This window comes from Streptococcus sp. HMSC061E03, assembly GCF_001813505.1.
Taxonomy (GTDB): Bacteria; Bacillota; Bacilli; order Lactobacillales; family Streptococcaceae; genus Streptococcus.
The window spans coordinates 737,145-762,141 of sequence record NZ_KV812784.1 but is presented as its reverse complement, the minus strand read 5'-3'; the positions used below and the strand labels follow the sequence as shown (position 1 = coordinate 762,141).

Below are 24,997 nucleotides of genomic sequence, written 5' to 3'. Positions count from 1 at the left end.
AGAAAGGCTTTTTTAGTGGAACCATTATTTGGTGCGCATTTCACCTTGAGGGAAGTAGGTTCCTTCAGGCATATCATTAATGATAACGTGAACAGCTGACTGAGGAGCGCCAGTATTGCGGACAACAGCTTCAGTTACTTCCTTGGCCAAGGCTTTCTTTTGTTCCAAGGTGCGTCCTTCAAATAGGTCAATTCGTACAAATGGCATATGGCCACCTCCTAAATTTTTTATAGGACTATTTTATCACATTTTGGGATACAAAGCTTAGCAAAATTATGGTAAAATGATAATGAAACACATTTTAGAGAGAACAAAAGGAAAATGGCACAATTATATTATAAATATGGGACCATGAACTCGGGGAAAACCATTGAGATTTTGAAGGTGGCCCATAATTATGAAGAGCAAGGCAAGAGCGTCGTCATCATGACCTCGGCAATCGACACCAGAGATGGAGTAGGAGTGGTTTCTAGCCGGATCGGTATGAAACGGGAAGCCGTTGCGATCGAAGACGATACCGATATCTTTGGCTTTATTAAAAACCAAGCAATCAAACCCTACTGTGTCTTGATCGATGAAGCTCAGTTTTTGAAACGACACCATGTCTATGATCTGGCAAGAGTCGTGGATGAACTAGATGTGCCGGTCATGGCTTTTGGCCTCAAAAATGATTTCCGAAATGAACTCTTTGAAGGTTCTAAACACCTCCTCTTGTTAGCCGACAAGATCGAGGAGATCAAAACCATCTGCCAATATTGTTCCCGCAAGGCGACTATGGTCTTGCGTACCCAAGCAGGTAAACCTGTCTATGATGGAGAGCAGATCCAGATCGGTGGACACGAGACCTATATCTCCGTTTGCCGCAAGCATTATTTTAATCCAGACATTCCAACTGAAAGCGTCTAGAACGTTATAGAGAGGATAATAATGTCTATTTGTTTAAAAGATGTTACAATAGAGAATTATTTTGACGTTTTAAATCTAGAAGTTCATCCAAACCAAAGGAATTTTATTGCATCCAATTCCATTAGTTTAGCTGAAGCCTATGTATATGATAAAAATGGTGATTTTATAGCTCCCTTAGCAGTTTATGATAAGGAAGTATTAGTTGGTTTTGTTATGATTGCCTATGACCAGAAAATTGGGATCAGCAAGGGAAATTACTTGTTATTTCGTTTTATGATCGATAAACGATTTCAAGGTTTAGGCTATTTTAAACCGACTATGGATGCAGTCATTGACTTTGTTCGAACAGAGCCAGCTGGAAAGGCAACAAGTCTTTGGTTATCTTATGAACCGGAAAATAATCAAGCGAGATCTTGCTATCTCCATTATGGATTTAAAGAAACTGGCGAAGTCATAGAAGACGAAATTGTAGCAATCTATGATCTAACAACCAAGAATTAAGGAGCGAACATGAATATCTATGATCAACTACAAGCTGTAGAAGACCGTTATGAAGAGTTAGGAGAGTTATTGAGTGACCCAGATGTAGTCTCTGATACCAAACGCTTTATGGAGCTTTCAAAAGAAGAGGCTTCCACTCGTGATACGGTGACAGCCTACCGTGAGTACAAGCAAGTCCTTCAAAACATTGTCGACGCTGAGGAAATGATTAAGGAAGCAGGCGGAGACGCGGACTTGGAAGAAATGGCCAAGCAAGAGCTAAAAGATGCTAAGGCTGAAAAAGAAGAGTACGAAGAAAAACTGAAGATCTTACTTCTTCCAAAAGATCCAAACGATGACAAGAACATTATCTTGGAAATCCGTGGAGCAGCTGGAGGAGACGAAGCCCAATTGTTTGCTGGTGACCTCTTGCAGATGTACCAAAAATACGCGGAAAACCAAGGTTGGCGCTTTGAAGTTATGGAAGCTTCCTACAATGGCGTTGGTGGGATCAAAGAAGTCGTAGCCATGGTTTCTGGTCAATCGGTTTATTCAAAACTCAAGTATGAATCTGGTGCCCACCGGGTGCAACGGGTTCCTGTGACAGAAAGCCAAGGTCGTGTCCATACTTCGACTGCCACAGTTCTGGTCATGCCAGAAATCGAAGAAGTCGAGTACGATATTGATCCAAAAGACCTTCGCATTGACATTTACCACGCATCTGGTGCGGGTGGACAGAACGTCAACAAGGTCGCAACAGCTGTTCGTATCGTCCACTTGCCGACCAACATCAAGGTAGAGATGCAAGAAGAACGGACGCAACAGAAGAACCGTGAAAAAGCCATGAAAATTATCCGTGCGCGTGTGGCTGACCACTTTGCTCAGATTGCCCAAGACGAGCAAGACGCTGAGCGGAAGTCAACCATCGGTACTGGTGACCGTTCAGAGCGGATCCGGACTTACAACTTCCCTCAAAACCGTGTGACCGATCACCGGATTGGCTTGACCCTTCAAAAACTGGATACCATCTTATCTGGTAAATTAGATGAAGTGGTCGATGCTTTGGTCTTGTATGATCAAACACAAAAACTAGAAGAGTTGAACAAATAATGTTGTTGGGACCATTATTAGCCCAGTATGAAGAAGAATTAATAGCCATTGGAGAGGAACCAGAAAGCCTCTCCTTCGCGTATCGTGCTTTAAAAAACTGGACCTTTACAGACTTTGTCCTTGCCTTGCAAACAGAAGTAAAAGTAGAGGATCAGGCCTTGCTTGAATCCATCTTTGAGCAGTTGAAATATCACGTCCCAGCCCAATATATTATTGGCAGTGCAGAATTCTGTGGCCATATTTTTACAGTGGATGAGCGCGTGCTGATTCCACGCCCAGAAACAGAGGAGTTGGTGGCTCTAATTCTCGAAGAAAACGATGAGAAAGCCTTACGAGTTCTGGATATTGGTACAGGAAGTGGTGCTATCGCTATTAGCTTAGCCCTTGCTAGACCTGCCTGGCGGGTTCAAGCTAGCGATGTATCAGAAGAGGCTTTAGCCCTGGCTCAAAAAAATGCCAAGCAGCTAGAAGCAGTCCTTGCCTTCAAGTCGTCAGATGTACTGGACGAACTAGAAGGTCCTTATGACCTGATTGTATCCAACCCTCCCTATATCTCTCGGGATGATGTAGAAGAGGTTGGAGCCAATGTTTTAGCCTCTGAACCCCACTTAGCTCTTTTTGCGGATCGTGATGGATATGCCATCTACGAAAAGATTGCCCAGCAAGCACCAAGTGTTTTAACACCAGACGGAAAGATCTATCTAGAAATTGGCTATAAGCAAGGAGCCAAAGTAAAAGAGCTCTTTCAAGAAGCGTTTCCTAACAAACGAGTTCGCGTTCTGAAAGACCAATTTGGACAAGATAGAATGGTAGTAGTAGACAATGGATCACATTGAGAAAGAATTAGAAGCAGGACGTGCAGTTATTCTGCCAACTGAGACAGTCTATGGTATTTTCGCCAAAGCTTTGAATCAAGAGGCAGTCGATTATATATACGAATTAAAACGTAGACCGAGAGACAAGGCTCTGAATTTAAATGTAGCCGGCGAAGAAGAAATTCGACTTTATTCGAAAAATCAACCTAGTTATTTAACAAAACTGGTTGATTCATTTTTACCAGGGCCTCTGACTATTATTCTTCAGGCAAATGAAAAGGTACCTGGCTGGATTCATTCAGGATTGGATACAGTTGGCTTCCGTATTCCGGCTCACCCAAAAACATTGGAATTAATTCGTAAATACGGTCCTTTGGTTGGTCCCTCGGCCAATCTTTCAGGTCATGCAAGTGGAACAAAGTATAAGGCTATTGTAAGCGAATTTGATCAAGTGGTTCCTGGTATAGAGGATGATGACTTTTTGACTGGTCAAGATTCAACTATTTTGGATATCTCTGGTTCCAAGGCCAGGATTTTGCGGCAAGGTTCGATTACAAAAGCTGATTTGCTTGCACAAGTGCCAGAGCTTTCTTTTGAGGAAGATGAACTTCCTCAGTGATAATGTACATAAATAATTTTTTATAAAGGAGTAGACCGATGATTTTTGATAAAGAAGATTACAAAGCTTATGATGCAGACCTATGGAATGCGATCGCTAAAGAGGAAGAGCGTCAACAAAACAATATTGAGTTGATTGCTTCTGAAAATGTTGTCTCTAAGGCAGTGATGGCTGCTCAAGGGTCTATTCTGACAAATAAATATGCCGAAGGCTATCCTGGTCGTCGTTACTATGGCGGGACAGATGTGGTTGATGTGGTCGAAAGTCTCGCGATCGAACGGGCTAAAGAAATCTTTGGGGCTAAATTTGCGAATGTTCAACCGCATTCAGGAAGTCAGGCAAACTGTGCTGCCTATATGGCCTTGATTGAGCCTGGTGATACTGTCATGGGGATGGATCTAGCTGCCGGTGGGCATTTGACGCACGGAGCTTCTGTGAGCTTCTCTGGTCAAACCTATAACTTTGTGTCCTATAGTGTAGATTCTGAAACAGAGCTCTTGGATTTTGACGCCATCTTAAAACAAGCCCAAGAAGTGAAGCCAAAACTCATCGTTGCTGGTGCCTCAGCCTACTCTCATATCATTGATTTCTCAAAATTCCGTGAGATTGCAGATGCAGTAGGAGCTAAGCTCATGGTTGACATGGCCCATATTGCTGGTCTCGTGGCAGCGGGTCTTCATCCAAGTCCAGTTCCTTATGCCCATATCACGACTACGACCACTCACAAGACCCTTCGTGGACCTCGTGGAGGTCTGATCTTGACCAATGACGAGGAATTAGCTAAGAAAATAAACTCTGCTATTTTCCCTGGTATTCAAGGAGGACCGTTGGAACATGTCATTGCTGCCAAAGCTGTAGCTTTCAAAGAAGCGCTGGATCCTGCCTTTAAAGAGTATGCAGCTAATGTGATTAAGAACAGTCAGGCCATGGCTGATGTCTTCTTGCAAGATCCTGATTTCCGCGTTATTTCAGGCGGAACAGAGAACCACCTTTTCCTTGTCGACGTCACTAAAGTCGTTGAAAATGGGAAAGTGGCGCAAAACTTGTTGGATGAAGTTAATATCACTCTCAACAAGAACTCTATTCCTTATGAAACCTTGTCTCCATTTAAGACCAGTGGGATTCGGATAGGTGCAGCAGCCATCACCGCTCGTGGTTTTGGTGAAAAAGAAAGTCGCACCGTTGCTGAACTCATGATCAAAGCGCTGAAGAATGCGGATAATCAAGAAGTATTAGACGAAGTGCGTAGCCAAGTCAAAGCCTTGACAGACGCCTTTCCACTTTACGAGGACTAAACCATCTTATGGATATTTACGTAAAAAAAGCCATCATTCATCAATTTAGCCCAGACGATACCGATCTCTATTTGGCAGATAAATTTCTCAATATCACGCCTAAAATCGAGGAATACTTGCGTAAGAAGATTGAACGGGTTTATTCTGATGAAGCAAGGACCGGTATTTTCGAAGAGGACAATCCTTTTCTTGAGATGATCTCAGATGACCTACTTGAAACTTCGGTCGCAGTAGCGAATCGCTGGAAGGAAGAATTTGTCGTCTCTGAGAATCAAAAGACCAACGATTTGGTGTTCATTCAATTCTCAAAAGAAGGGGTGGACCATTTTGCCTTTCTTCGGATCGCCTTACGGGAAACCCTGACGCATCTTGGTGGTGAAGTGGATAATCCGATTAAGCTGACGCAAAATAATCTACCTGGTTTTGGGACTGGTGCTGATGAGGCCTTGGTCATCAATCTTCAAAGTCGCAAATACCACTTGATTGAAAAACGGATCAAGTACAACGGGACTTTCTTGAACTATTTTTCTGAGAATCTGTTGCAGGCGCAACCCAAGATCTCTCCTAAAAAATCGATCAAGGCACTAGAAAAAACAGCCCAGAAGATTGCGGAAAGCTTCAACACAGATGATTTTCAATTTCAATCAAAGGTTAAATCAGCTATTTTTAACCATATTGAGGAAGAAAATAAACTCTCTCCTGAGAAATTAGCGAATGATCTCTTCGATGATAATCTGACAGCTCGCCTCAGTTTTATTGACCAAGTCAAAGAAGCTGTACCAGAGCCTGTCACTTTTGAAGAAATCGATGCAAGTCGCCAGTTGAAGAAGTTCGAAAATCAGAAATTGTCATTGTCAAATGGAATTGAACTGATCGTTCCGAATAATGTCTATGAGGATGCCGAATCTGTTGAATTTATTCTAAACGAGAACGGAACCTATTCTATTTTGATCAAAAATATTGAGGATATACAGAGTAAATAATGATTAAACGTATAGTGAAGATCTTCTTATTCATCTTACTAATATTTGGAATCTACAAGGGAATTCAGATCCATCATGACGTTAAACAAGTCATGCAGTATCGCTCCCTGGTTAGAGAAGTCCTTGCTGAAGAGGACACCACGGCCAATGAAAACCTCATTCTTGCTATGATCTATACTGAGACCAAAGGTCGAGAGGACGATGTCATGCAGGCAAGTGAGAGTGCAAGTGGTGAGACCAATACTATTAGTGATAATAAGGCCAGTATTCGCCAAGGAATTCAGACTCTTTCAGATGAGTTAAAAGAAGCCAAGAAAAAAGGCGTTGATAGCTGGACTGCAGTTCAAGCCTATAATTTTGGGAAAGACTACATTGATTACGTCGCAAAACACGGTGGAACAAATTCCCTAGAGTTGGCCCGTGCTTATTCACGGGATGTAGTAGCACCAAGTCTTGGCAATGTAACCGGTGAAACTTATCTTTACCTCCACCCAATCTCTCTTTTAAACGGGATGGAACTCTACATTAATGGGGGCAATATTTATTATTCCCGTTTAGTAGAAACCAATATGACGATTATGAAGTTATTTTCATGGTTTTAATCATTTTCCAAAGAGCCGCTTGGCTCTTTTTTAAGCTGATCAGTTCTGCCTCCGATTTTGAGGGATAATAAAAATGTCATGCATTCTTAAAAAAACTGTAAGCTAGTTTTAAGAAACCGACTGTATAATAAAAGTCGAAGTGGGTAATCTCTTTATTTACTTCTTTTTTCATCTCTAGTGAGGTGAGAAAGGTAATAAGAGATGCCCGGAGTTGATTTGAATTAGAAAGAAGAAAATGATGAAAATAAAGAAGATTGCATTATTTGTAACAACGACTTTAGCCTTGTTTACAGCTGTCCCACGTGTTTCTGCAGATAGCAATGTGCAGAAAGTTATTGATGAAACCTATGTCAAGCCAGACTATGTTTTGGGCTATTCGCTGGACCAAAGTCAAATCGAACAAACCTTGAGTCTCTTGAACTACGATAGTTCAAAAGATAAAGAAGAGTGGAAGACCATGACACCAGAGGTTTATTCTTCGATTATGAACGTTGCCAACGATGATAGTTTGGAACTTTATTCCTCTGTTAAAATTCAAAAATTAGGCAAAAATAAGCCACTAGAAGTGAATATCGTGACACCTCAAAACATTACCAAGGTCACTGCAGATATGTATCGTAATGCAGCCGTTACACTTGGATTAGAGCATGCTCAAATTACAGTAGCTTCTCCTATACAGGTGACTGGTGAAAGTGCCTTGGCCGGGATCTATTACTCGCTTGAGAAAAATGGTGCCAAAGTTTCTCAAGAAAGCAAAGATCTGGCCCAAGAAGAGTTAAAGACTCTATCCGGGATCAATGAAGAAAACGCTGGTAAGAAAAACTTCGATGCGGATAAGTTAAACGTAGCATTGACCGACATTAAAACAGCAGTAGCCAATGCTAAACAGAACAATCAGGATTTAAGCAAGGATGATATTCGAAAGATCGTCGAAGAAACCCTGAAAAATTATAAGCTGGATACAACTGTGACAGGCAACCAGATCAATTTGATCGTGAATTTCGCAGTCAACCTCTCAAAGAGTAGTGTCATCAGTAGCAAAAGCTTTACTAAAACCTTGTCGGATCTGAAAGATAGTATCGTAGATAAAGCAGGCGATACCTTTAACAATATCAATCTCAATTTTGATACCAATGCGATTCTAAAAGACAGTGGGAACTTCTTCACAAATGCGTGGAATGCCATTGCCGGCTTCTTCGGAGCCATCTGGAATGCCATTGTCAAATTCTTTAGTGGTTTAGTTGGCTAAAAATAGCAGGAAAGCACTCCTGACAAGAAGTCAGAGTGCTTTTTGTGTGTGGTTACCTATTTTTATACTTAATTAGAAATTTTATGTTAAGCTCACAAAAAAAGGTCCACTGGACCTTAAAACCCGCTTTGCTAATTATTGGCTTGTGAATCAAGGTCCCCCACGGACTTTTAAACTCGCTTGACTAATTTTAAGCTCGTGAAAAAAAGGTCCCCCGGACCTTTTTTTTACTCCCACTCAATGGTTGCAGTCGCCTCAAAAAGCTTTATAGAACAGGCTTTTTAAGGTGTTAATTGTTTTTTGGTGGGGTTTTTGGTGGGAATGTTATTTTGAAATTGATTGATTCCCGTTGAAATGTACTAAGCTAGAAGATGGGAAAGAAACATTAATAATTCCGACCATTTCATTAGTGATAGCTTCATCAGCGCCATCCCATAGATGCGAGTAGTGTTTCAAGGTGATTTCAGGAGAAGAGTGTCCTAAACGTTTTGATAGAATAAGTACATCAGCATTTAATTCATTAATTAGCAGCGATGCATGGCTGTGCCTGAGACCTTTCGCTTGGATAGGCTTTACGTGAGCAATCTTGGCGTACCTTTTAATAATCCTTGAGATTGTAGATTTCAACATAGGTAAGCCATCGTATGAAAAGATAAAATCGTTCTCGTGTCCTAGTCCAATCTTTTTTTGAGCTTCACGCCATTTTTTTAACACATCAATAGTATCTTTATCTAAACTAATCATCCTTCTTCCGTCTTTAGTTTTCGAATAGGAATTACGTGTCCATTCTTTTTTGTTTTTAACAATAAGCATATGATGAACTCGTAGGCGTTGCTTATCAAAGTCAACATCATTCCATTGAAGGGCACAACCTTCATTTACACGTACGCCAGTCATGAAATATACCCAAATCATCACGAAGTTTAAATGTTCATATACATCTTCAATGTAAATTTTCGAAATAACAGCTTCAAATTCGCTCTTAGTCCAATATGGGACATTACTTTTTCCTTTAGGAATTGCATTAGATTGCTTAGAAATGTTTTTTTCCACATATCCCATTTGCAAAGCATAGTCCAATGATTTCCTAAACATGCCAAAGATGAGGCTAGCATATCCTTGTGAATATCCGGCACCATCCTCATCTTGACTAGTCAGTAACCACGTGCGAAACATCTGAACTTGTTCAAGGGTTATCGAACGAAGCATGGTGTCACCAAAACGATCACAAAGCTGTAAAAGATTTTTCTCTCGCACTGAAAATGTACTGTGCTCAACTGTTGTTCTATAGTATGGAATATAATGGTCTTCCATAAATTGCCGATATTTCATACGGTAGTTAGAATAACCTTGAGATTGATGATATTCATGTTTCAGGCGAGTTAATTCTTTATAAGCATCTGAGGCCGATTTAAATGGTTTTCCATGCTGATCTACCCTAGATTTCTTTCGTACACGTTTCCCAGTAACTCTATCTCGACCAAATTCGGTTTGAAGAAAATATTTTCCGTCTTTATCAGAATATACTCCAGGAAATTTTGTTTTCTGTTGATATTGTGGCATTATCCCTCCTCGTGAAGTGAAACACCCAGAATTTCTTCAACAGCACTGATTGGGACGTGCCCTAAACGTCTATTATTATAAAAGGCATACCCCTTTTGTACCATAATTTGCTTAGCTTGTCTAATGATTGAAACCGCAGTATAGGGATTGTAACCCATATTAATCAAATCCTCTTTATTCATTGTTTGTTTCATAATTAATAATCCTCTTGAATTTTCTAAATTTTATTGCGATAATAGAAAAAGGTAATAGATATTATTACTGTTATTTTTTGAGTTTGTTTCTGATACCGGCCAAAGTTTAGAAACAAGCTCTTTTTTGTTCTAAAAAATTCACACATATCTATTTCCTTTCTCAAATAATCAAACGAAAACTGTGTACATATAAATACATGTTTGTTGTTGTATCAAGGTTTACAGCCATAAATGTAAAAAAATTATTATTTAATTTGCTTTATTTTTTATTAATATCTAAATCTACATCAGGGAATTCTTTTAAAACATGGTTTCTAATTTTATTCTTTTGATTTCGAGTATTAGATCTTATAGTTTTATTTAAAATTTTATTTCTATAATCTAATGAATAATCTTTTAAAACATGCTTAAATGTATGAGTCGACTTAGCATCTTTATGACATCCTAAACCTTTTTCTTTAGCAACTTCTAGTGATTCATAAAATAGTTTAAATATATCTCGAACGTGCCAAGTAATCATTAATCCGGTCTCGTTTTTTTCAAAATATTTTTTTTCACTATTTTGGAAGGAGTCTATTATTGTTCTTTTGGTTCTACCTTTATTTTTGAAAGGAGCAATATTCGACAATGCTATAATTTCTTCGTCTAACACCAAAGGAGACAAAAATCTAAGAGAATGATTATTTACTTGATTTAAAAGTTCTTTAATATAACTTTTAGGACCGTATTTGTTATAAACATCTTGAATCACTTTTTTAGTTTTTGCACTTGATTCTTCAATTAACTTTATGTACACATTTATTGTTGAATGAAGTTTTGTTTCCAAATATTCTATCAATTGTGCATCATTCAGTAAATCTAAAGAATTGGTTCCCAAAAATTTTTTAATTTTATTTTTCTTTAATACTAGTTCAAATCTTTGGACATTAATATTATCTAGTTTTGAACCATTTCTTCTGATTTGTCCTTTTCTTTTTGCTTTTTCAATTTTATCGTAAGTAACGGTTAATTCTTCATTACTAATCTTACAACTCAAAATTGGATAGTCATAGTTGTTCTTTTTACTTTTCTCATTTCCAAAATTTGGAGGGTATCCTGATGAAAGACATTTGTGTAGAAAACTTCTGAGCTGTAAGTTTGGAGTTTTATCAAAGGCAATTGTATAAGCAAGTTCCATTTCGAGAAAGAGGGCAGTCGAGTAAGTAATCAAAATACCGTAATTATTTTTAATAAAATCGATTGCGTTTGCTAATCTACTTTTAATCCCCTCAATACCAGCCGTTTCGATATTTAACCCCCCATGAATTAATTCAATGTAACAGTACGATGTTTTAAAATTTGATTCATCAAAAGAAATAGTGATTTTCCCGAAAAATTCTGATTTAATATCTAAACTAAGCAACTTTCCATCTATAGATGTCTTTAAGTTACAAGTACTATCATATTTTAAATTCTTTATTTCTTTACACTCTAAAGAAAAATCCTGTAGGGATAATTTACATTTATCTATTCCAGCAAAACAAGGCATTGATGAGAAAGCCTCTAGTATCTTTTTTTCATTCTCAATTTTTACTTCTAAACGTTTTTGTTCTTCTTCCTGTGTTAATTTTCTTCTAGCCATTCGATTAAATTCCTTTCACATAGTATTTTGATAAAGTATGTTGTTTGGGGTAAGATTAAAAATTTTTTCTTTTTATACCCCCTATTCTTTAGTATGCCAGGAACTTGTTCAAAAACCCTTTTTTTTTCAAAAAAAATAATGAAAAAATGAAAAAAATTTTTTTAAAACAAAAGAACTTAATGTTTGATTGTTTGAAAAACGCGTAGTGATAATGGTTTGAAGAAAGAAGTAGGTTCTTATCTACTTTATTTTTCATTTAGATTAAGAATAAAGATGTGAAAAAAATGATTTTAGATTTGATACACTTAAAACATTACAAAGTAAGTTTATTAGTTTGCTTGTGCGATTAACTTATATGCATACGATTTTTGAAATTCTTCTGGTCGATTGTGTCCGAGAGCACGCGATACAATTAAGCTGGCCTTTCGATCCAGGACGACTCCCCTTAATTCTCCTCTTAGAAAAATTTTTTCTTTTTTATCTTTGATATCTTTGGGATCTCTCGCGACAAGAAGATAAAGACGTTTTGCGTATTCAGCACGATATTTATGAGGTTTTAAAGCAGATGGAACTTGAAACACACGCTTTTTACCAGCTAGCTTAAACTCCTCAACAAGCCTCTCTAATTCTTCTTTGTCTCGTGTGATAATCGGAACCCAACGATCTCTAGCTCCTTTTGTTTTATGCTTTTTACCAATGATTTTAAGATAATATCGGCCATCCTCACGTTGGTAGAGTGAGTCACCAGTAATTGCTTTTAGCTCATTTTTTCGTAGTCCAGTGGCAGATACGATTGAAAACCATCGATTATTCGTTTCTTCAGACATTCTATCGTCATTAGATTTTAAGCGATTATTTTTTTTGTTGGCTCGATATCGAATATCTGTTGCAATAAAAGCAGTAGAAGATATTCCTAAAACTTTCGCCAATGCTGCTTTATAGGTTGACTGAGTAGGAGCAGAAAGCCCTGATTTTTTACAATGTTCTAAATATTGATTTACCAAGTCAATCCATCCCTCTTTATCGTTAGATTTATCAAGAGCTTCTAACTCTTCGGCAGTAGCTGTTGTAGCAACAAAGGAAGCAAATCGGCTCCAGGAACCAGCGTAGTTATGAAGAGTTCGGTCGGTATGGATTAAATGAATGTCCTCTCCCGTTTTTTTGGATTCATTTCGCTTGATACCCTTTCCTTTTTTAAAGCGCGTGACTAGATTAGTTAGTCCTTTTGATTGGACGAATTGTTTACGGCCTTCGAAAGTAGTTAGAGAACCCATCTGTTGTTTCTTAGCTTTCTCTTTGGCTTTTCGTCGATCAGCACGACTACGTCTCTTCTTTGCCATAGTTCTTTCCTTTCTATTATAGATAATGTGCTTTTAAAGAAGGTCTTAAGAAAATTCTTAAGGTCTTTTTTAATTCAAGTTGAAGTAGTGCAGTGACTTAAGCTTATATTCACTGATGTAGTATCTTCCCTGTGCTGAGGGCGCTTCTTAATTTATGGCTAAGAAGATAACCAGGCCATTTTACAACATGACAAGTTGACTCAATTCAAATAAAATGTAGAGTTCCACCTTACAGATAAAAATCTGTTGTTTTTTCTTTTTACTCTTTTTCAGGTTTAAATGCTTTGAATTTAGCAACTGAGTTAAGCTAGTTTTTTGTATTCTATTTTTAGACTTTTATTATTTACTTTCGTTCTTATACTTTTATACTTTCCTTTGTTATGATCAAAAAATTTTTTTACTGCTATTGACATTACTTTTATTATCTATACATTTATTTTTTTAGTTAGTGAAATACAAAAATTGGTTCTTTCTTAACTCAGCTTAAACCTGCTATTTCCACGATAGCTACCTCCTTTTAAATATTAAAAAAAACGTAGCTATTTAGTTACGTCTCTACTTAATCAATCTTTAGATATCTATAGTATGCCATAAATTGATACTTCTAAAAAACAAATTTTTTCTTTTTTGTGTTATACGGTTTTATTTCGGACTGAGTGTTTAGCGTGACTTACACATACGTTTCTGTCAACGCTAAACACACAGATAATTAGAAGCACAAAAAAATGGGGAATGTGAGAAAGAAATAAGTCTACAAAAGATTCAATAAGCAAAACAATACATTTATCTTTTTTAAAACTTTTATTTTTATTATTATAAAAAAATGGCATACTCTAATTATAATAACATTTAAGGAGGAAACAACTATGTTTCTTAAAAATTATACCATCATTAGTCATATTCTCTATAAAAATCGTCGAGAATTCGAAAACACATTTGATTGCTATCCTAAAAAGACAGTGTATGAGTTCTATATTAGGGAGTCTGCAGGAGAAATGAAAATTAGACAAAAAGAACATAATGCAATTCATGTTAGCTTGTATTCTAATAAAAAAAGAAGTTACGTTACACTTTACTTAAGAAGTTTTACGCCAGAGGATTTGGTGGCGATTATGAATTCTTTAATCAAGCAGAAGAAAGAACTTGGATATGAAAGATTAATTTTATTACTTTCAGAACTCACAAATGATCAATCTTTAAGTTTACTGATGAAGTTATCCTAAAATGAAATAAACACACTGGGATGAGTATCTCAGTGTGTTTTTGTGATAAAATATAGTAGATTAATAAATGAAAAGTACATATTTTTATAAATGATAAATTGCAAGAATAAGTGCAACATATACTTGAACTCATCCTCTAGAGCTTCACAAGCAGTTATGTAAGCTAAACATTTTCGTGGTCGGTGATTGATATCATATAAGGCCTTGTTCAAAGCCTCATCAGAGATAGTGGCTAAATCTGTTTTCTTTGGGAAATATTCTCTTGGTAAGCCATTTGCGTTTTCATTGCTTCCTCTCTGCCAGGATGAATAGGCGTCCGCAAAGAAAAAGGAAATTCCTAAGTTCTCCACCAGAGGATAGCAGGCAAACTCTTTTCCCCTGTCTGAAGTGAAGGTTTTAAGAGCCTCTTTTGGAAATAGCCTACAAAGTTGTTCGATAGCTGAAAACATGGCTTTGGCTATATCACTGCTTTTTCGGAGCCAATTCAGGAAATCCTATACGACTTGCAAATGCTGGAGTCGGTCAAACCTGTGGTGCAAAGTTTTCAAGCAATTGTCAGCCGTCCGTCCGCTGTTCAGGCACCTCAGATGTCTTTCGAGACCCTGATGCTAAACCATATCACCAAGCGACTGGGGGAGTCTAGCTTGACTATTCCCCACGTTGAAATTCGCAAGGGGGACAAGATTGCCCTCATCGGCGAAAATGGTTCTGGAAAGAGTAGTCTGCTCAATATTTTAAACGGGACTGACCGAGATTTTCAAGGTGAAATCTCACTTGATCATCTCCCTGTTCATCAACTCTGGGGAAAATTTGGTATGATTTTGCAACAGGAGCACACCTTTATCTCATCTTATGAAAATAATGTCACTATTTTCAAGACTTTTGAGGCTAATTTTAGGGATGAAAAGTTTGAAAAGATACCACCCCAGTCCCTGTCAGGTGGTCAGCAACAGCACATGTATCTCAATCGGGAGAAAAATCGTCATAGTCCGCTAATTATCATGGATGAGCCTTTTTCTGCTTTGGATGCCAGCCAATTTCAAAAGGAATTAGACAAGGTACTTAGCTTATCAAGTGCTGTCGTCCTTACACTTCACCGTCAAGAAAAGATGCTATCACGCTTTGATCAGATTTGGGAAATCAAGGATAGGGAGTTGGTTGTCGTGAAAAGAGTTCTAAAACATGACTAACATAAGTTTTTCACAAGTTCAAAAGAGTTTTCATAAGAATAAGATTTTGGCTATTCCTGATTTTCATCATCTATTATCTAGTCATGATAAAACTGATCATACGCTTTCAACACATTTCGGTTTTTTTGGGGGTATAAATACCGTGCGCTTGTTTTACTCAGGCCTCGTTTTTCCCGTGGTAAGCTCGGTGAATTTGAGACAATTATTTGATAGTATTATAAAAAATTAAGGATCTTTTTTCAATGTAGAGTCCTTTTTCTATTGTGATACTTTTTCAAGATTTATCTGGTATGCTTGACCTAGTTTTTATAGAAAGAAGGTCTAAGATGTTAAATAAAGTCAAAACTAAAGCCTTAATTAGTGTTGGAGCAGTAGCCGCAACTAGCTTTATTCTCATGATGGGATATACTGTTGGTCAACATTCCACTGCTAAACAAAGTCGCAAAGAAATCGAATTGACTGCAGCTAAACTTGTAGAGGACAAACAAGCAGAAGATAAAGCCAGAATTTTGTCATCGGATACTGTAAAAGAATTTTTGACTCAGTACTATACGAAAGAAAAGCTCGGAGAAAATAATACACGCATTCAACCTTATATGACTGAATCGGCTTATTTTCAAGAATTGTCAAGTCAAAATGATGCCATGAACCAAGTGTATAAGGATTATATTTTGGATTATCATTTTGAAAAAGCAGATATCTTGTCAATCAGACTACGAATCAAGCTATTGCCATGGTCTCTTATAATGTAACCTATGTATCTGATTTAAAGAATGCCAACCAATTAAAGACTAATCAGACAGAAACAAGAACAGTTAAGTTATCCTATTCTAAACTACCAGGTAAGTTATTGGTCAATCAAGTGCATGTTTGGAAATCTGGGTTAGATGATTTGGATAAGGCCACTCCCAAAACTTTAGAAGAATCCTCATCTGTTCCATCACTGCCAAATACTACAACAAAATGATGATATTGCATGGAAATAGAAGAATGTAAGCAAATTTCAATTCTTGATGTAGCCAATCGTTTAGGTATCTCCTTTAAACAAGTTTCGAGCAGTGTCTATGAACATCCTGAACACGATTCATTCCGAATTTTTTCGAATACCAATACTTTTAAATGGTTTTCAAGAGATATTCAAGGTGATGTCATTGATTTTGTTCGACTTGTTAAGGGAACTTCCTTTAAAGAAGCTCTAACTTTTCTTTCTGAAGAACCTTTTCAAAAAGAAGCTGTTCAAGAAAATAGAGATAGACCATTTTATTTTCCTTTAAAGAGAATAGAAGATTCTAGCTGTAGTCTGGCTAGATATTATTTAACAGAATGTAGAGGAATCTCAGAAGAAATCGTACAAAAGATGATTCAACAAGGTTTGATAGCACAAGCCAGTTGGAAAACAAATGAAACTGTTGAACCTGTTATTGTTTTTAAAAGTTTTGATCATCGTCACAAACTGCAGGCAGCAAGCTTACAAGGGATTTATAAGAATCACTCTCTTCCTAGAGAAAGGTTAAAAACGATTTTAAAAGGAAGCCATGGACATGTTGGAATATCCTTTGACATTGGTAAACCAAATAGACTGGTCTTTTGTGAATCGTTCATCGACTTGATGAGCTATTACGAACTTCATCAACAAAATCTATCTGATGTTCGTTTGGTATCTATGGAGGGATTAAAAAGGTCTGTTGTTGCTTATCAAACTTTACGACTGATAGCTGAAGAAAATCAGAAGTTGGAATTTTTAGATACAGTAATACCTTCAAAGTTATTGCCTTTGATCAATACAATTCGTGATACCACCAGCTATTTTGATAATCATCCAAATTTATTGACACTTGCGGTAGATTGTGATGATGCAGGAAAAGATTTTTCTGATAAGTTATATCAATCAGGATTTCCTGTTTTCCTGGATTTCCCTGATAATGAATCTGGGAAAGAAAAAGTAGACTGGAATGATGTCCTTAGAGAAAAGAAATCAGATTTACAATTGATGATCGAGAATGCAAAAGAGACATTGAGGAATCAATCAGTAAGACTAACCTCTCAATGTTTAGAATTGTGATAACAAAATCAAGATGTTTTAGCTAATATTAGAATGAAGGAGGATCGTATATAACCATTATTGAACGCTTAGAAGAAAAGGTCACTAGGCAAGAAAGCAAGGTAGCAAGAGAGACAGAAAAACTCGCTGCTTACAAAGAGCAACTGGAGACAGCGATGTTTGCGACGTTCAAAAGGCGTCAAAGCATTAGTCACATGAGTTTTGAAGAAGCTCTTGACCATGCCTTCGGTAGAGAAAGACAATTCGATCATTCTGAATTTAGAAAGGATGAAATGAGTGAATGACAAAAGATTGGAATTTTAATCAACCATTAGAAAGTAAATCAGAAAATCAAGAAGATCCAGATAAAATTGCGGCCTTATTTGGAAATCATCAAGGAGGTAATAATGTAAATTATGAAGCAGCTTTTCAAAAGCGCAAACAAGCACCTATGACGAAATCAAATTCTAGTTCTAAACCCAAAGTTACAGAGGTTAGAACAGGAAAAGAGACAGATATCACTACAAGTTATCAGCAACATCTTAAAAGACTTATTGCGGATAACAATAGCGATATTCAAAGCAGTCAAAAGAAAATTGAAGAGCTACATACGTTGATTGACACAAAGAATAAAGACAATAAGAAATTGCAGTCAATTTATGATGCGATTTCCGAATTACACTAAGCAGTCCTGATAGGCTGCTTTTTTTTGAGAGGTTATAGATGTTTACAACATTTTTTAAGAAAAATCACGACAATAGTGATGTATTTAAAAAGCTGATTCATAGACTATCTGATATGTCTGTCCAAGATCTTGAAAAAATAGACCGACTGCTAGATATCATTTTTACTCCAGATCAAGGATCAGAACAGATAAAAACAGAATCAACTTATAGAGAAGAAACTTTGGACGACACATTAAAGGAAGATAAGAATCAACTTTATAAGGAACAATTGGAGAAGAATTTAGAGAGGTTTAGGAAAGATGGAAGAAAGTGAATAGTTTCATAAAATTTTCTTTTACTTGAATAAAGTCTTGTGTTATACTTTTAGTATAGACTAGAGAAGGAAGTAAATATTTTGGAGTTGACTACCAAGCAGGAAAAGCAACTAGGTCAGACGCAGTGGTTTCATGCTACATTATTGAGACATTTAGAATCCTTAAAAAAAGGTATCAATGTTCAATTTAACTTAGGGAGTGAGCTAGATTTTGGTCCTGGTTTCTATATCACGCCTGACTTTGAACAAGCTAGAAAATTTATTAACAAGCAAGTTGAAGTATTAAATCGAAGCACCTCTAATAATAATATTTTTGACTCAGAAGAAGAAGTAGGAATTATAGTAGAATTTCGTATTTCAAATTTTATAGAAATTTTTAAGAACCCTGACTATCATTGTCACTATTTTGCAAAACATAAAAAGTCAGAGTCAGATTTAGATTTTGCGGAATTTGTCTTTCAAAATCGGGAAAATCCAGATTCATTACAACACCATTTTGATTTTATCTATGGTGTTCAGACTGATGACAATCCAACCCAAGCTTTAGCTCGTTTTCGTCAGAATGAAATTACAAAAGAAGAAATGCTTGCTGAATTTAGAAAACCATATTCTTTTAAACAATTATCCATCCACAACCAATCTTTTTGTGATATAATGAAAATAGAGAAGGTTTATCAATCAAAAACAGGAGAGGAGTTACAAAAATGGCAGTAGTATCATTGGAAAATAATATTAAACTATATAGTTCAGAATTATTTCAAGCACTATTAAAAGCCTCTAATTATAAATTGGATGAGCGTATTGCTCAGATTGTTGCAGAAGGCTATGCTCGTAAACTAGATTATTCTGATCCTGAACTGATGCATGTTGGTGTAACTTCGGTTGCTAACAATCTGCTTACAAAAATTAAACAAGAGTATTTTAATGTATAGTATTTTGAAAAGCCACCGCAAAAGGAATTACTCTTTAAGGTGGCTTTTTTAGAAGTAAAGTTTAGGCTAGAAAAACAAGAAACAACGCACCAAAATTGGTGCGTTCTGCTTTTTTATGCTATAATGAAAGTTTAAAAATAAAGGAGTTTGCCATGATTGGAAAGAACATAAAGTCCTTACGTAAAACTCATGACTTAACACAACCCGAATTTGCTCGAATTATAGGAATTTCTCGAAATAGCTTGAGTCGTTATGAAAATGGAACTAATTCAGTCTCTACGGAGCTAATATAGACATCATTTGTCAAAAGTTTAATGTATCTTATGTAGATATTGTAGAGAAGATAAAATGCTAAATCCTGTTGAAGATTATGAATTGACTTTAAAAATTGAAATTGTGAAAGAAAGAGGTGTTAATCTATTATCTCGACTCTATCGTTATCAAGATAGTCAGGGGATTAGCATTGATGATGAATCTAATCCTTGGATTTTAATGAGTGATGATCTATCTGACTTGATTCATACGAATATCTATTTAGTAGAAAATTTTGATGAAATAGAGAGGTATAGCGACTATTTCGATGGAATTGAACGTATGTTAGAGATATCTGAAAAACGGATGGTAGCCTAATGGAAATTCAAGATTATACTGATAGTGAATTCAAACACGCTTTAGCACGGAATCTTCGTTCTCTAACAAGAGGAAAAAAGTCCAGTAAGCAACCCCTATAGCGATTTTGCTTGGAGGGCAAAGTGGTGCTAGCAAGACTACAATTCATCGTATTAAACAGAAAGAATTTCAAGGAAATATTGTTATCACAGATGGCGATAGTTTTCGTTCTCAGCATCCACACTATTTAGAACTTCAGCAAGAATATGGCAAAGATAGTGTAGAATACACCAAATATTTTGCAGGTAAAATGGTAGAGTCTTTAGTAACAGAATTGAGTCATTTGGGATACAATCTTTTGATAGAGGGAACTTTACGAACGATTGACGTTCCAAAGAAAACAGCACAACTCTTGAAAAGTAGGGGATATGAAGTACAATTAGCAATAATTGCGACAAAGCCCGAATTGTTCTATCTGAGCACCCTTATCCGATACGAAGAACTGTACGCTACCAATCCAAATCAAGCACGCGCAACTCCAAAAGAACATCATGATTTCATTGTAAATCATCTAGTTGATAATACACGACAATTGGAAGAACTGGCTATCGTTGAAAGAATTCAAATTTATCAACGAGATAGAAGTTGTGTATATGATTCAGGAGAAAATACAACTTCAGCAGCAGATGTTCTTCAAGAGTTACTGTTTGGGGAGTGGAGTCAGGTAGAGAAAGAGATGCTTAAAACTGGAGAAGAAAGATTGAAAGATTTAACTAATCGAAATGGTTGTTAGATCTTGAGTTTAAAAATATAGTCTACTTATAACTTTTGTTAGTTGTTCAAGGTGGGCGAAAATTTTTTAGAACTAAAAAACGCATAGTCTCAGGTGTTGAAAAACTTGAAATTATGCGTTTTATTATGTGACTATTAGTCCGACTCGCTCCGCTAGGTGCGAGACAAAAAAAATCACTCGCTATGCGAGTGCGCGTCGAATGTTATGCCAAAAAAACTCCGAACTCGATACAATAAAGGTGTTCAAGCCAATGTTAGGAAGTATTCCACCGAGGATAAGTGTTTCGAGTTTCATGGGTTATTTAAAAGGTAAAAGTACACTTAGGATGTTGGACAGGCATACCAACCTCAAGTACAAGTTTGGGAATCGGCATTTCTGGGCGGAAGGTTATTATGTGAGTACAGTAGGGCTTAATGAAGCCACAATTAAGAAATATATTCAAGAACAGGAAAAGCATGATATAGCACTAGATAAATTAAGTGTAAAAGAATATGAGGATCCCTTTAGGGATAGTGGTAAGTAATACTAAAGCCGCCTCTTTGAGAGGCAAGTGACGAGTCAAGAGCAATAAGGCTTGAACAACGTGAAAGCCAGCGACTTTAGGCGCTGGCTGGTAATTTGGGCTTATAGCTCTGGGACAAACCACCCGTTAGACGGGTGGTCATGATTATAAGAGCGATGAGTTATAAATATTTTGAAATGAGTTTATTTTCCGTTAGAGTGGTAGTATCTTATGATTAAATAGATTTCAATAATTCTTATAATTTTTCAGATGGTTGATTGTTGAAAATCTTTAAAGAATCTTCATTTGTTAGCTTTATATCACGTGTTAAACTGATTGTAGGCACTATCCTATCTCCTATCACTACTTAAATTTATTATAGCTTATTTCAAAAAGATTTTCAATTTGGAATTGAATAATCTTCCTAATTTTGTGCTGCGTAGCTGGATGATTTAACTTTTTTGGTAACTCTTATTAAGTGCTAGTAAACTGATTATATAAATCAACAGTTGAACAATACCTATATATTGAAATATTTGCCAATTTTTAAAATCAATCCATGATGCAAACATAGTTCCGAAAGGAGCAAAGATACCACTAATAGTGAATATGATGCTAAAAATGCGTCCTAAGAAATTGGAATCTATAGAAACTTGGAGATGTGACATTAAATTCACATTGAACATTGAAACAGTTGTAGAGAACAGAGAAAATAAAATCAATAAGATAATTTGCGAGGACTGAAAAAGATTAATAAGTATTAAGGAGACTGCACCTGGCAATAAGAAATGAAGAAAGTATCTCGGTTCAATTTTTTTCTTGTTTAGACTGATGATAAGAGCTCCTATGATACTTCCGATAGATTGAGAAACGAGAATATAGGCAAAAATTTGATGAAATTGAGAAAACGTTGCTGTGAATGGAAGATAGAAGGAATAGATCGCATCTAAGAAGTTTAGAAAAGCGGAAGAAATTAAAATGGTTAGGAGTGTTTTGTCTTCATAGAGGTAGGTAAAACCTTCTTTTAATCCAGTAAAAAATTTTGATTGGATAGTATTATGGTGATGTAAAATGTGAAAACGATATTCACACAAAGCTGAAATAATAAAAGAGAAAGAGTTAATCAGCATACCATATCTAAATCCAAATTGATGGATAACAAAGACGGAAGCTAGCGGTGCTCCAACTCCAACAATCTCAGCCACTATTTTAGAAATAGAGTTATAGGTAAAGATTCCATCGCTGGAAAGAAGGTCTTTTATAATAGCCTTATAAGCTGGGCCGTTAAAACTAAATAAAATAGCCAGTAATATATTGACAACAACCAATATCCAGATATTTTGCGGATTATAAAATAAAAATAGTAAGAAAGTTGCAATTGCAGCAATCACATCTGTTAGAATGAGCATGCGTTTTCTATCGCTAAAATCAGCAACATATCCTGCAAATAGATTAAATAGTAAGCGAACAATGGATTCGCTAGACTGATAAAGCATCATAAAGAATGAGGATTGAACGGTAAGGTTTGCGATTAATAATTTATTGGCATAATCAAAAATAATATTACCCAAGTTTGTTGTTTGTCCCCTGATAATCAGTAGTAGGATATTTTTATTCTCTTTGTTCATACTTATATTCCTCAAGTAGCTCGTTTATGAGTGTAAATTCCTTCTCATTCTTTACACTAGTAGTGATGAGATAGCGTAAATCATCTAGTGAATGAGCAGGGCAGTTTATCTTTTCAGGATATTCTCTAAAAAATTCGATAGGGATAGGGAGCTTTGGAGGAGCTTGATGATGGCCATTCTGAAAAATAGCTAAAGTCAGTGCAATTTTACTGGGCGATGTTGGAATCTCTGCTGGTATAGAAACACTATTTATAAGGTTCCAGTAAGTATCTAGGATATCAATTTGAAATGCACATTTGATAAGCAAAGGAATATTTCCTCCACCAAACCGCTTTCCAATTTCACAAAAGCTTACCTCATCAGTAGTGGAGTTATAAAAGAACTCTGCATGGAAAGGATGTATTTTCTCAGTTCCTAAACTGTCCAATACTTTTTGGGTCTCAGTTTTTAATCGTTGAATGAAGAGGGGATTATTATAGTGAGAGTTTGTACGGACGATATTGATGAAGGTTGTTTTAATATCTAGGATATTTCCTATATATTCATGTGTAAAAAAGTATTGGATTTTTCCATTAATAGCTATACCATCACAAGTAAACATGGTATCAAATTGTTCCTGACTTTCTAAAAGAAAATTCTCAGCTGTATAATACTCTGGTATTTGAGAGATAATATGAATATCTTTGCCAGAAGCTTCACATCTAGGTTTAATCAGAAAGGTATTAGGAAGAATATCATTTGGGTTCAATAGTTGAGGCTGACTGATTTGTTCACTCAGCTGAGTGCGCATGATTTTCTTGTCTTTATAAGTATAAGCGATTTTCCAAGCCTCTTCATCGGAGGTAAAAAGCGATTTTAAGATACCGACAATATGCATGAGTCCTTCATCTAGTGTGAAAATATCCTCTATGTTCTGTATATCTTTGAAAAAAAAGAGTAGATTAATTTGACTAAAATCATCTATACAAAAAATTTGGTTCTTTAAAAATCCAACTGAAAGATAATTTTTTTCTTGTCTGCTAGGACAGATAATACCTAAATTTTCGTTTGCTTTAATACCAATACTTGCAGGAGAAAAGCGATAAATAAAATATTTCATTTTTTATACCTCGTGTTTTCTAACACCCAAGTCTCAGCTCCTAAGAGATTGTTTTTTGTTTCTCGGAATGTTGAACCATGACAAGAAAAACCGACAACAGCATCTGCACTGTGAAAAGCAGAATGCAACTGTTTACCAATTTGCGTGTAAGTAATATAGTCAAAGATAGAATACTGTTCTTTTATCGTTTCCGTTAGTTCTGGGAGTTGTTGGATGACTCCTTCCATTTTGGCAGTTAGGAGCCAGCCAGTAACTGGAAATACGGTTGGAAGTATGGGTAAGGTGTCACTACAGATGGCTGTCAAGAGAAGCTCAAGAGGATTGTAGGTCAGTTTATATTGTAGATTTTGACGAATCCGTGCACCACCAATGCGTGAAGCAATTTCCAAAAAAATGATTTCGTGTCCATCGTAAAACACCTCTAAGTGAAAAAGAAATGTTCCATTGGGATAAAGTCCATGGCTTAGTGTAGAAGCATAGTCAACAAGCTTATTGAACTGTTCTGAAGTATGGTCTAAGGAAACCGCTGCAGCTGAGATACCTTTTTTAATGAGCAAGGGATTGTAGATATATTGGGAAGGTTCACAGTAGATGATATTCCCCTGATAAACAAAGCCATCTATGTGATAGACATCTGCATAGATGTATTCTTGAACAAGGACAGTCTTATCTTTCCAAAAATGATCAGAATGAAAGGAAACCAAATCAGTCTCTCTCTTTAAATGAAAAGTATCAACAGAACCAGCTCCATCCAAAGGTTTTAGAATAATATCTTCATGTTCTTTGAAAAAGTTTTTCAATTCCTCATAAGATGAGATTTTCCGGGAATGGGGGATTTTAAAACCTAGTTCATTAACTTTCTGTGTCATTTTACTCTTATCACGGAAAGTTTTAGCTTGACTGACTGATTGTCCTTTAATATGAAATTGTTCTCGTAATTCTGCAGCCAATACCATATCAAACTCATCTAAAGCAACAATCGCATCGAAATGAGATCGTTGTAGGATTCCTTGTGAGGTTTCTTTTCTCTTTTCAGGATAATGTTGGGTAGTAACTAGAGTGACATTGGTTGGTTTATTCGTTTCAAATGATTCTACTTTGCTATCATCAATCAGGAGTGTATAGTGATGATTTTTGGAAAGACAAGAGTAAATATCGGTGTAAGTTTCACGATAGGGGTGTAAGATAAGTAATTTTGCCATGA

The 24,997-nt window shown here is 36.3% G+C and carries 27 protein-coding genes and 4 pseudogenes; 22 read left to right on the top strand and 9 right to left on the bottom strand.

The window, feature by feature from the left end; genetic code table 11:
• Nucleotides 1-24 precede the first annotated feature (24 nt).
• Complete coding sequence (locus HMPREF2917_RS03815; RefSeq protein WP_001117401.1) at nucleotides 25-207, bottom strand: 4-oxalocrotonate tautomerase; 183 nt, start codon at nucleotides 205-207, stop codon at nucleotides 25-27.
• A gap of 114 nt (nucleotides 208-321) precedes the next feature.
• Here HMPREF2917_RS03815 and HMPREF2917_RS03810 point away from each other — a divergent pair, with 114 nt between their 5' ends.
• The 9 genes from HMPREF2917_RS03810 to HMPREF2917_RS03770 all read left to right on the top strand — a co-directional run bounded on the left by HMPREF2917_RS03810 (nucleotide 322) and on the right by HMPREF2917_RS03770 (nucleotide 8,059).
• Nucleotides 322-906 carry a thymidine kinase gene (locus HMPREF2917_RS03810; RefSeq protein ID WP_003001444.1) on the top strand — a complete coding sequence of 195 codons (585 nt, stop codon included), beginning with the start codon at nucleotides 322-324 and terminating at the stop codon, nucleotides 904-906.
• A 21-nt stretch (nucleotides 907-927) separates the two neighbouring features.
• The gene (locus HMPREF2917_RS03805) at nucleotides 928-1,407 is read left to right on the top strand and encodes a GNAT family N-acetyltransferase (RefSeq protein ID WP_070589008.1); all 480 of its coding nucleotides are present in this window, start codon (nucleotides 928-930) and stop codon (nucleotides 1,405-1,407) included.
• A 9-nt stretch (nucleotides 1,408-1,416) separates the two neighbouring features.
• Nucleotides 1,417-2,496: a peptide chain release factor 1 gene (prfA, locus tag HMPREF2917_RS03800; RefSeq protein WP_070589007.1), complete on the top strand. Its 1,080-nt coding sequence runs from the start codon at nucleotides 1,417-1,419 to the stop codon at nucleotides 2,494-2,496.
• Entirely contained in the window at nucleotides 2,496-3,332 is an 837-nt protein-coding gene (gene prmC / locus HMPREF2917_RS03795; RefSeq protein WP_070589006.1) for a peptide chain release factor N(5)-glutamine methyltransferase, read from the top strand. Before prfA ends, prmC begins: the two co-directional genes overlap by 1 nt.
• Complete coding sequence (locus HMPREF2917_RS03790; protein WP_070589005.1) at nucleotides 3,319-3,930, top strand: L-threonylcarbamoyladenylate synthase; 612 nt, start codon at nucleotides 3,319-3,321, stop codon at nucleotides 3,928-3,930. Before prmC ends, HMPREF2917_RS03790 begins: the two co-directional genes overlap by 14 nt.
• A 38-nt stretch (nucleotides 3,931-3,968) precedes the next feature.
• On the top strand, nucleotides 3,969-5,225 hold the full coding sequence (gene glyA / locus HMPREF2917_RS03785; protein ID WP_070589004.1) for a serine hydroxymethyltransferase: 1,257 nt from the start codon (nucleotides 3,969-3,971) through the stop codon (nucleotides 5,223-5,225).
• Between the two features lie 8 nt (nucleotides 5,226-5,233).
• Entirely contained in the window at nucleotides 5,234-6,208 is a 975-nt protein-coding gene (locus HMPREF2917_RS03780; RefSeq protein WP_070589003.1) for a nucleoid-associated protein, read from the top strand.
• Nucleotides 6,208-6,810, top strand: a complete 603-nt coding sequence (locus HMPREF2917_RS03775; RefSeq protein ID WP_003007284.1) for a lysozyme family protein — start codon at nucleotides 6,208-6,210, stop codon at nucleotides 6,808-6,810. The genes HMPREF2917_RS03780 and HMPREF2917_RS03775 overlap by 1 nt, the downstream gene beginning before the upstream one ends.
• A gap of 238 nt (nucleotides 6,811-7,048) precedes the next feature.
• The gene (locus tag HMPREF2917_RS03770; protein WP_070589002.1) at nucleotides 7,049-8,059 is read left to right on the top strand and encodes a DUF1002 domain-containing protein; all 1,011 of its coding nucleotides are present in this window, start codon (nucleotides 7,049-7,051) and stop codon (nucleotides 8,057-8,059) included.
• Nucleotides 8,060-8,383: 324 nt separating this feature from the next.
• Here HMPREF2917_RS03770 and HMPREF2917_RS03765 read toward each other — a convergent pair whose 3' ends face one another.
• From HMPREF2917_RS03765 to HMPREF2917_RS03750, 4 genes are all read right to left on the bottom strand, one after another.
• Entirely contained in the window at nucleotides 8,384-9,622 is a 1,239-nt protein-coding gene (locus HMPREF2917_RS03765; RefSeq protein WP_007521706.1) for a tyrosine-type recombinase/integrase, read from the bottom strand.
• A complete protein-coding gene (locus tag HMPREF2917_RS03760; RefSeq protein ID WP_049473220.1) occupies nucleotides 9,622-9,816 on the bottom strand; it encodes a DUF3173 domain-containing protein in 195 nt (64 codons plus the stop codon). The genes HMPREF2917_RS03765 and HMPREF2917_RS03760 overlap by 1 nt, the downstream gene beginning before the upstream one ends.
• A gap of 259 nt (nucleotides 9,817-10,075) precedes the next feature.
• Nucleotides 10,076-11,437 (bottom strand): hypothetical protein, encoded by a 1,362-nt coding sequence (locus tag HMPREF2917_RS03755; RefSeq protein WP_007521710.1) that lies wholly within the window; start codon nucleotides 11,435-11,437, stop codon nucleotides 10,076-10,078.
• A 329-nt stretch (nucleotides 11,438-11,766) separates the two neighbouring features.
• Nucleotides 11,767-12,777 (bottom strand): site-specific integrase, encoded by a 1,011-nt coding sequence (locus HMPREF2917_RS03750; RefSeq protein WP_007521711.1) that lies wholly within the window; start codon nucleotides 12,775-12,777, stop codon nucleotides 11,767-11,769.
• Nucleotides 12,778-13,643: 866 nt separating this feature from the next.
• Between HMPREF2917_RS03750 and HMPREF2917_RS03745 the strand changes: the two genes are divergently transcribed.
• Complete coding sequence (locus HMPREF2917_RS03745) at nucleotides 13,644-14,000, top strand: hypothetical protein (protein ID WP_007521713.1); 357 nt, start codon at nucleotides 13,644-13,646, stop codon at nucleotides 13,998-14,000.
• 122 nt (nucleotides 14,001-14,122) lie between these two features.
• On the opposite strand, the pseudogene HMPREF2917_RS03740 reads toward HMPREF2917_RS03745, so the two are convergent.
• Nucleotides 14,123-14,458: pseudogene (locus HMPREF2917_RS03740) on the bottom strand (IS30 family transposase); the annotation flags it as partial.
• Here HMPREF2917_RS03740 and HMPREF2917_RS03735 point away from each other — a divergent pair.
• The 12 genes and pseudogenes from HMPREF2917_RS03735 to tnpA all read left to right on the top strand — a co-directional run.
• A pseudogene (locus HMPREF2917_RS03735) lies at nucleotides 14,453-15,190 on the top strand (ATP-binding cassette domain-containing protein); the annotation flags it as partial. The pseudogenes HMPREF2917_RS03740 and HMPREF2917_RS03735 sit on opposite strands and share 6 nt — an antisense overlap.
• Nucleotides 15,191-15,516: 326 nt before the next feature.
• A pseudogene (locus HMPREF2917_RS03725) lies at nucleotides 15,517-16,157 on the top strand (peptidylprolyl isomerase).
• 9 nt (nucleotides 16,158-16,166) lie between these two features.
• Nucleotides 16,167-17,252, top strand: a complete 1,086-nt coding sequence (locus HMPREF2917_RS03720; RefSeq protein WP_070589001.1) for a toprim domain-containing protein — start codon at nucleotides 16,167-16,169, stop codon at nucleotides 17,250-17,252.
• Between the two features lie 50 nt (nucleotides 17,253-17,302).
• Nucleotides 17,303-17,536, top strand: a complete 234-nt coding sequence (locus HMPREF2917_RS03715) for a DUF5965 family protein (protein ID WP_070589000.1) — start codon at nucleotides 17,303-17,305, stop codon at nucleotides 17,534-17,536.
• On the top strand, nucleotides 17,533-17,916 hold the full coding sequence (locus HMPREF2917_RS03710) for a DUF5945 family protein (protein WP_070588999.1): 384 nt from the start codon (nucleotides 17,533-17,535) through the stop codon (nucleotides 17,914-17,916). The genes HMPREF2917_RS03715 and HMPREF2917_RS03710 overlap by 4 nt, the downstream gene beginning before the upstream one ends.
• Before the next feature lie 38 nt (nucleotides 17,917-17,954).
• Complete coding sequence (locus tag HMPREF2917_RS03705; RefSeq protein WP_007521731.1) at nucleotides 17,955-18,230, top strand: hypothetical protein; 276 nt, start codon at nucleotides 17,955-17,957, stop codon at nucleotides 18,228-18,230.
• A gap of 81 nt (nucleotides 18,231-18,311) precedes the next feature.
• A complete protein-coding gene (locus tag HMPREF2917_RS03700) occupies nucleotides 18,312-18,944 on the top strand; it encodes a DUF3990 domain-containing protein (RefSeq protein WP_007521733.1) in 633 nt (210 codons plus the stop codon).
• Entirely contained in the window at nucleotides 18,935-19,162 is a 228-nt protein-coding gene (locus HMPREF2917_RS03695; protein ID WP_007521736.1) for a hypothetical protein, read from the top strand. The genes HMPREF2917_RS03700 and HMPREF2917_RS03695 overlap by 10 nt, the downstream gene beginning before the upstream one ends.
• 152 nt (nucleotides 19,163-19,314) lie before the next feature.
• Nucleotides 19,315-19,455, top strand: a complete 141-nt coding sequence (locus tag HMPREF2917_RS11675; RefSeq protein ID WP_239667201.1) for a helix-turn-helix domain-containing protein — start codon at nucleotides 19,315-19,317, stop codon at nucleotides 19,453-19,455.
• A gap of 55 nt (nucleotides 19,456-19,510) precedes the next feature.
• A complete protein-coding gene (locus HMPREF2917_RS11670) occupies nucleotides 19,511-19,792 on the top strand; it encodes a hypothetical protein (protein ID WP_007521739.1) in 282 nt (93 codons plus the stop codon).
• Nucleotides 19,792-20,564: pseudogene (gene pezT, locus HMPREF2917_RS03685) on the top strand (type II toxin-antitoxin system toxin PezT). The gene HMPREF2917_RS11670 and the pseudogene pezT overlap by 1 nt, the downstream one beginning before the upstream one ends.
• A 127-nt stretch (nucleotides 20,565-20,691) precedes the next feature.
• Nucleotides 20,692-21,087, top strand: coding sequence for an IS200/IS605 family transposase (gene tnpA, locus HMPREF2917_RS03680; protein ID WP_371106497.1), 396 nt, complete (start codon nucleotides 20,692-20,694; stop codon nucleotides 21,085-21,087).
• Between the two features lie 431 nt (nucleotides 21,088-21,518).
• Here the strand turns inward: tnpA and HMPREF2917_RS03675 are convergent, their stop codons facing one another.
• From HMPREF2917_RS03675 to HMPREF2917_RS03665, 3 genes are read right to left on the bottom strand one after another with little or no spacing between them, the layout of a single operon-like run.
• A complete protein-coding gene (locus HMPREF2917_RS03675; RefSeq protein ID WP_007521749.1) occupies nucleotides 21,519-22,694 on the bottom strand; it encodes an MFS transporter in 1,176 nt (391 codons plus the stop codon).
• Nucleotides 22,678-23,793: an ATP-grasp domain-containing protein gene (locus HMPREF2917_RS03670; RefSeq protein ID WP_007521752.1), complete on the bottom strand. Its 1,116-nt coding sequence runs from the start codon at nucleotides 23,791-23,793 to the stop codon at nucleotides 22,678-22,680. Before HMPREF2917_RS03670 ends, HMPREF2917_RS03675 begins: the two co-directional genes overlap by 17 nt.
• Nucleotides 23,790-24,995 (bottom strand): ATP-grasp domain-containing protein, encoded by a 1,206-nt coding sequence (locus HMPREF2917_RS03665; protein WP_007521754.1) that lies wholly within the window; start codon nucleotides 24,993-24,995, stop codon nucleotides 23,790-23,792. Before HMPREF2917_RS03665 ends, HMPREF2917_RS03670 begins: the two co-directional genes overlap by 4 nt.
• Nucleotides 24,996-24,997 lie beyond the last annotated feature (2 nt).

What these genes read in the sequence shown, in the direction of transcription:
- glyA (WP_070589004.1), top strand. Translation starts at nt 3,969, where the DNA reads ATGATTTTTGATAAAGAAGATTACAAAGCTTATGATGCAGACCTATGG.
- HMPREF2917_RS03675 (WP_007521749.1), bottom strand. Translation starts at nt 22,694, where the DNA reads ATGAACAAAGAGAATAAAAATATCCTACTACTGATTATCAGGGGACAA.
- HMPREF2917_RS03775 (WP_003007284.1), top strand. Translation starts at nt 6,208, where the DNA reads ATGATTAAACGTATAGTGAAGATCTTCTTATTCATCTTACTAATATTT.
- HMPREF2917_RS03670 (WP_007521752.1), bottom strand. Translation starts at nt 23,793, where the DNA reads ATGAAATATTTTATTTATCGCTTTTCTCCTGCAAGTATTGGTATTAAA.
- prmC (WP_070589006.1), top strand. Translation starts at nt 2,496, where the DNA reads ATGTTGTTGGGACCATTATTAGCCCAGTATGAAGAAGAATTAATAGCC.
- HMPREF2917_RS03705 (WP_007521731.1), top strand. Translation starts at nt 17,955, where the DNA reads ATGTTTACAACATTTTTTAAGAAAAATCACGACAATAGTGATGTATTT.
- HMPREF2917_RS03810 (WP_003001444.1), top strand. Translation starts at nt 322, where the DNA reads ATGGCACAATTATATTATAAATATGGGACCATGAACTCGGGGAAAACC.
- HMPREF2917_RS03770 (WP_070589002.1), top strand. Translation starts at nt 7,049, where the DNA reads ATGAAAATAAAGAAGATTGCATTATTTGTAACAACGACTTTAGCCTTG.
- HMPREF2917_RS03780 (WP_070589003.1), top strand. Translation starts at nt 5,234, where the DNA reads ATGGATATTTACGTAAAAAAAGCCATCATTCATCAATTTAGCCCAGAC.
- HMPREF2917_RS03695 (WP_007521736.1), top strand. Translation starts at nt 18,935, where the DNA reads ATGGCAGTAGTATCATTGGAAAATAATATTAAACTATATAGTTCAGAA.
- HMPREF2917_RS03710 (WP_070588999.1), top strand. Translation starts at nt 17,533, where the DNA reads ATGACAAAAGATTGGAATTTTAATCAACCATTAGAAAGTAAATCAGAA.
- HMPREF2917_RS03760 (WP_049473220.1), bottom strand. Translation starts at nt 9,816, where the DNA reads ATGAAACAAACAATGAATAAAGAGGATTTGATTAATATGGGTTACAAT.
- HMPREF2917_RS11670 (WP_007521739.1), top strand. Translation starts at nt 19,511, where the DNA reads ATGCTAAATCCTGTTGAAGATTATGAATTGACTTTAAAAATTGAAATT.
- HMPREF2917_RS03790 (WP_070589005.1), top strand. Translation starts at nt 3,319, where the DNA reads ATGGATCACATTGAGAAAGAATTAGAAGCAGGACGTGCAGTTATTCTG.
- HMPREF2917_RS03665 (WP_007521754.1), bottom strand. Translation starts at nt 24,995, where the DNA reads ATGGCAAAATTACTTATCTTACACCCCTATCGTGAAACTTACACCGAT.
- HMPREF2917_RS03805 (WP_070589008.1), top strand. Translation starts at nt 928, where the DNA reads ATGTCTATTTGTTTAAAAGATGTTACAATAGAGAATTATTTTGACGTT.
- HMPREF2917_RS03720 (WP_070589001.1), top strand. Translation starts at nt 16,167, where the DNA reads ATGGAAATAGAAGAATGTAAGCAAATTTCAATTCTTGATGTAGCCAAT.
- HMPREF2917_RS03745 (WP_007521713.1), top strand. Translation starts at nt 13,644, where the DNA reads ATGTTTCTTAAAAATTATACCATCATTAGTCATATTCTCTATAAAAAT.
- HMPREF2917_RS03815 (WP_001117401.1), bottom strand. Translation starts at nt 207, where the DNA reads ATGCCATTTGTACGAATTGACCTATTTGAAGGACGCACCTTGGAACAA.
- HMPREF2917_RS03765 (WP_007521706.1), bottom strand. Translation starts at nt 9,622, where the DNA reads ATGCCACAATATCAACAGAAAACAAAATTTCCTGGAGTATATTCTGAT.
- HMPREF2917_RS11675 (WP_239667201.1), top strand. Translation starts at nt 19,315, where the DNA reads ATGATTGGAAAGAACATAAAGTCCTTACGTAAAACTCATGACTTAACA.
- prfA (WP_070589007.1), top strand. Translation starts at nt 1,417, where the DNA reads ATGAATATCTATGATCAACTACAAGCTGTAGAAGACCGTTATGAAGAG.
- HMPREF2917_RS03750 (WP_007521711.1), bottom strand. Translation starts at nt 12,777, where the DNA reads ATGGCAAAGAAGAGACGTAGTCGTGCTGATCGACGAAAAGCCAAAGAG.
- HMPREF2917_RS03755 (WP_007521710.1), bottom strand. Translation starts at nt 11,437, where the DNA reads ATGGCTAGAAGAAAATTAACACAGGAAGAAGAACAAAAACGTTTAGAA.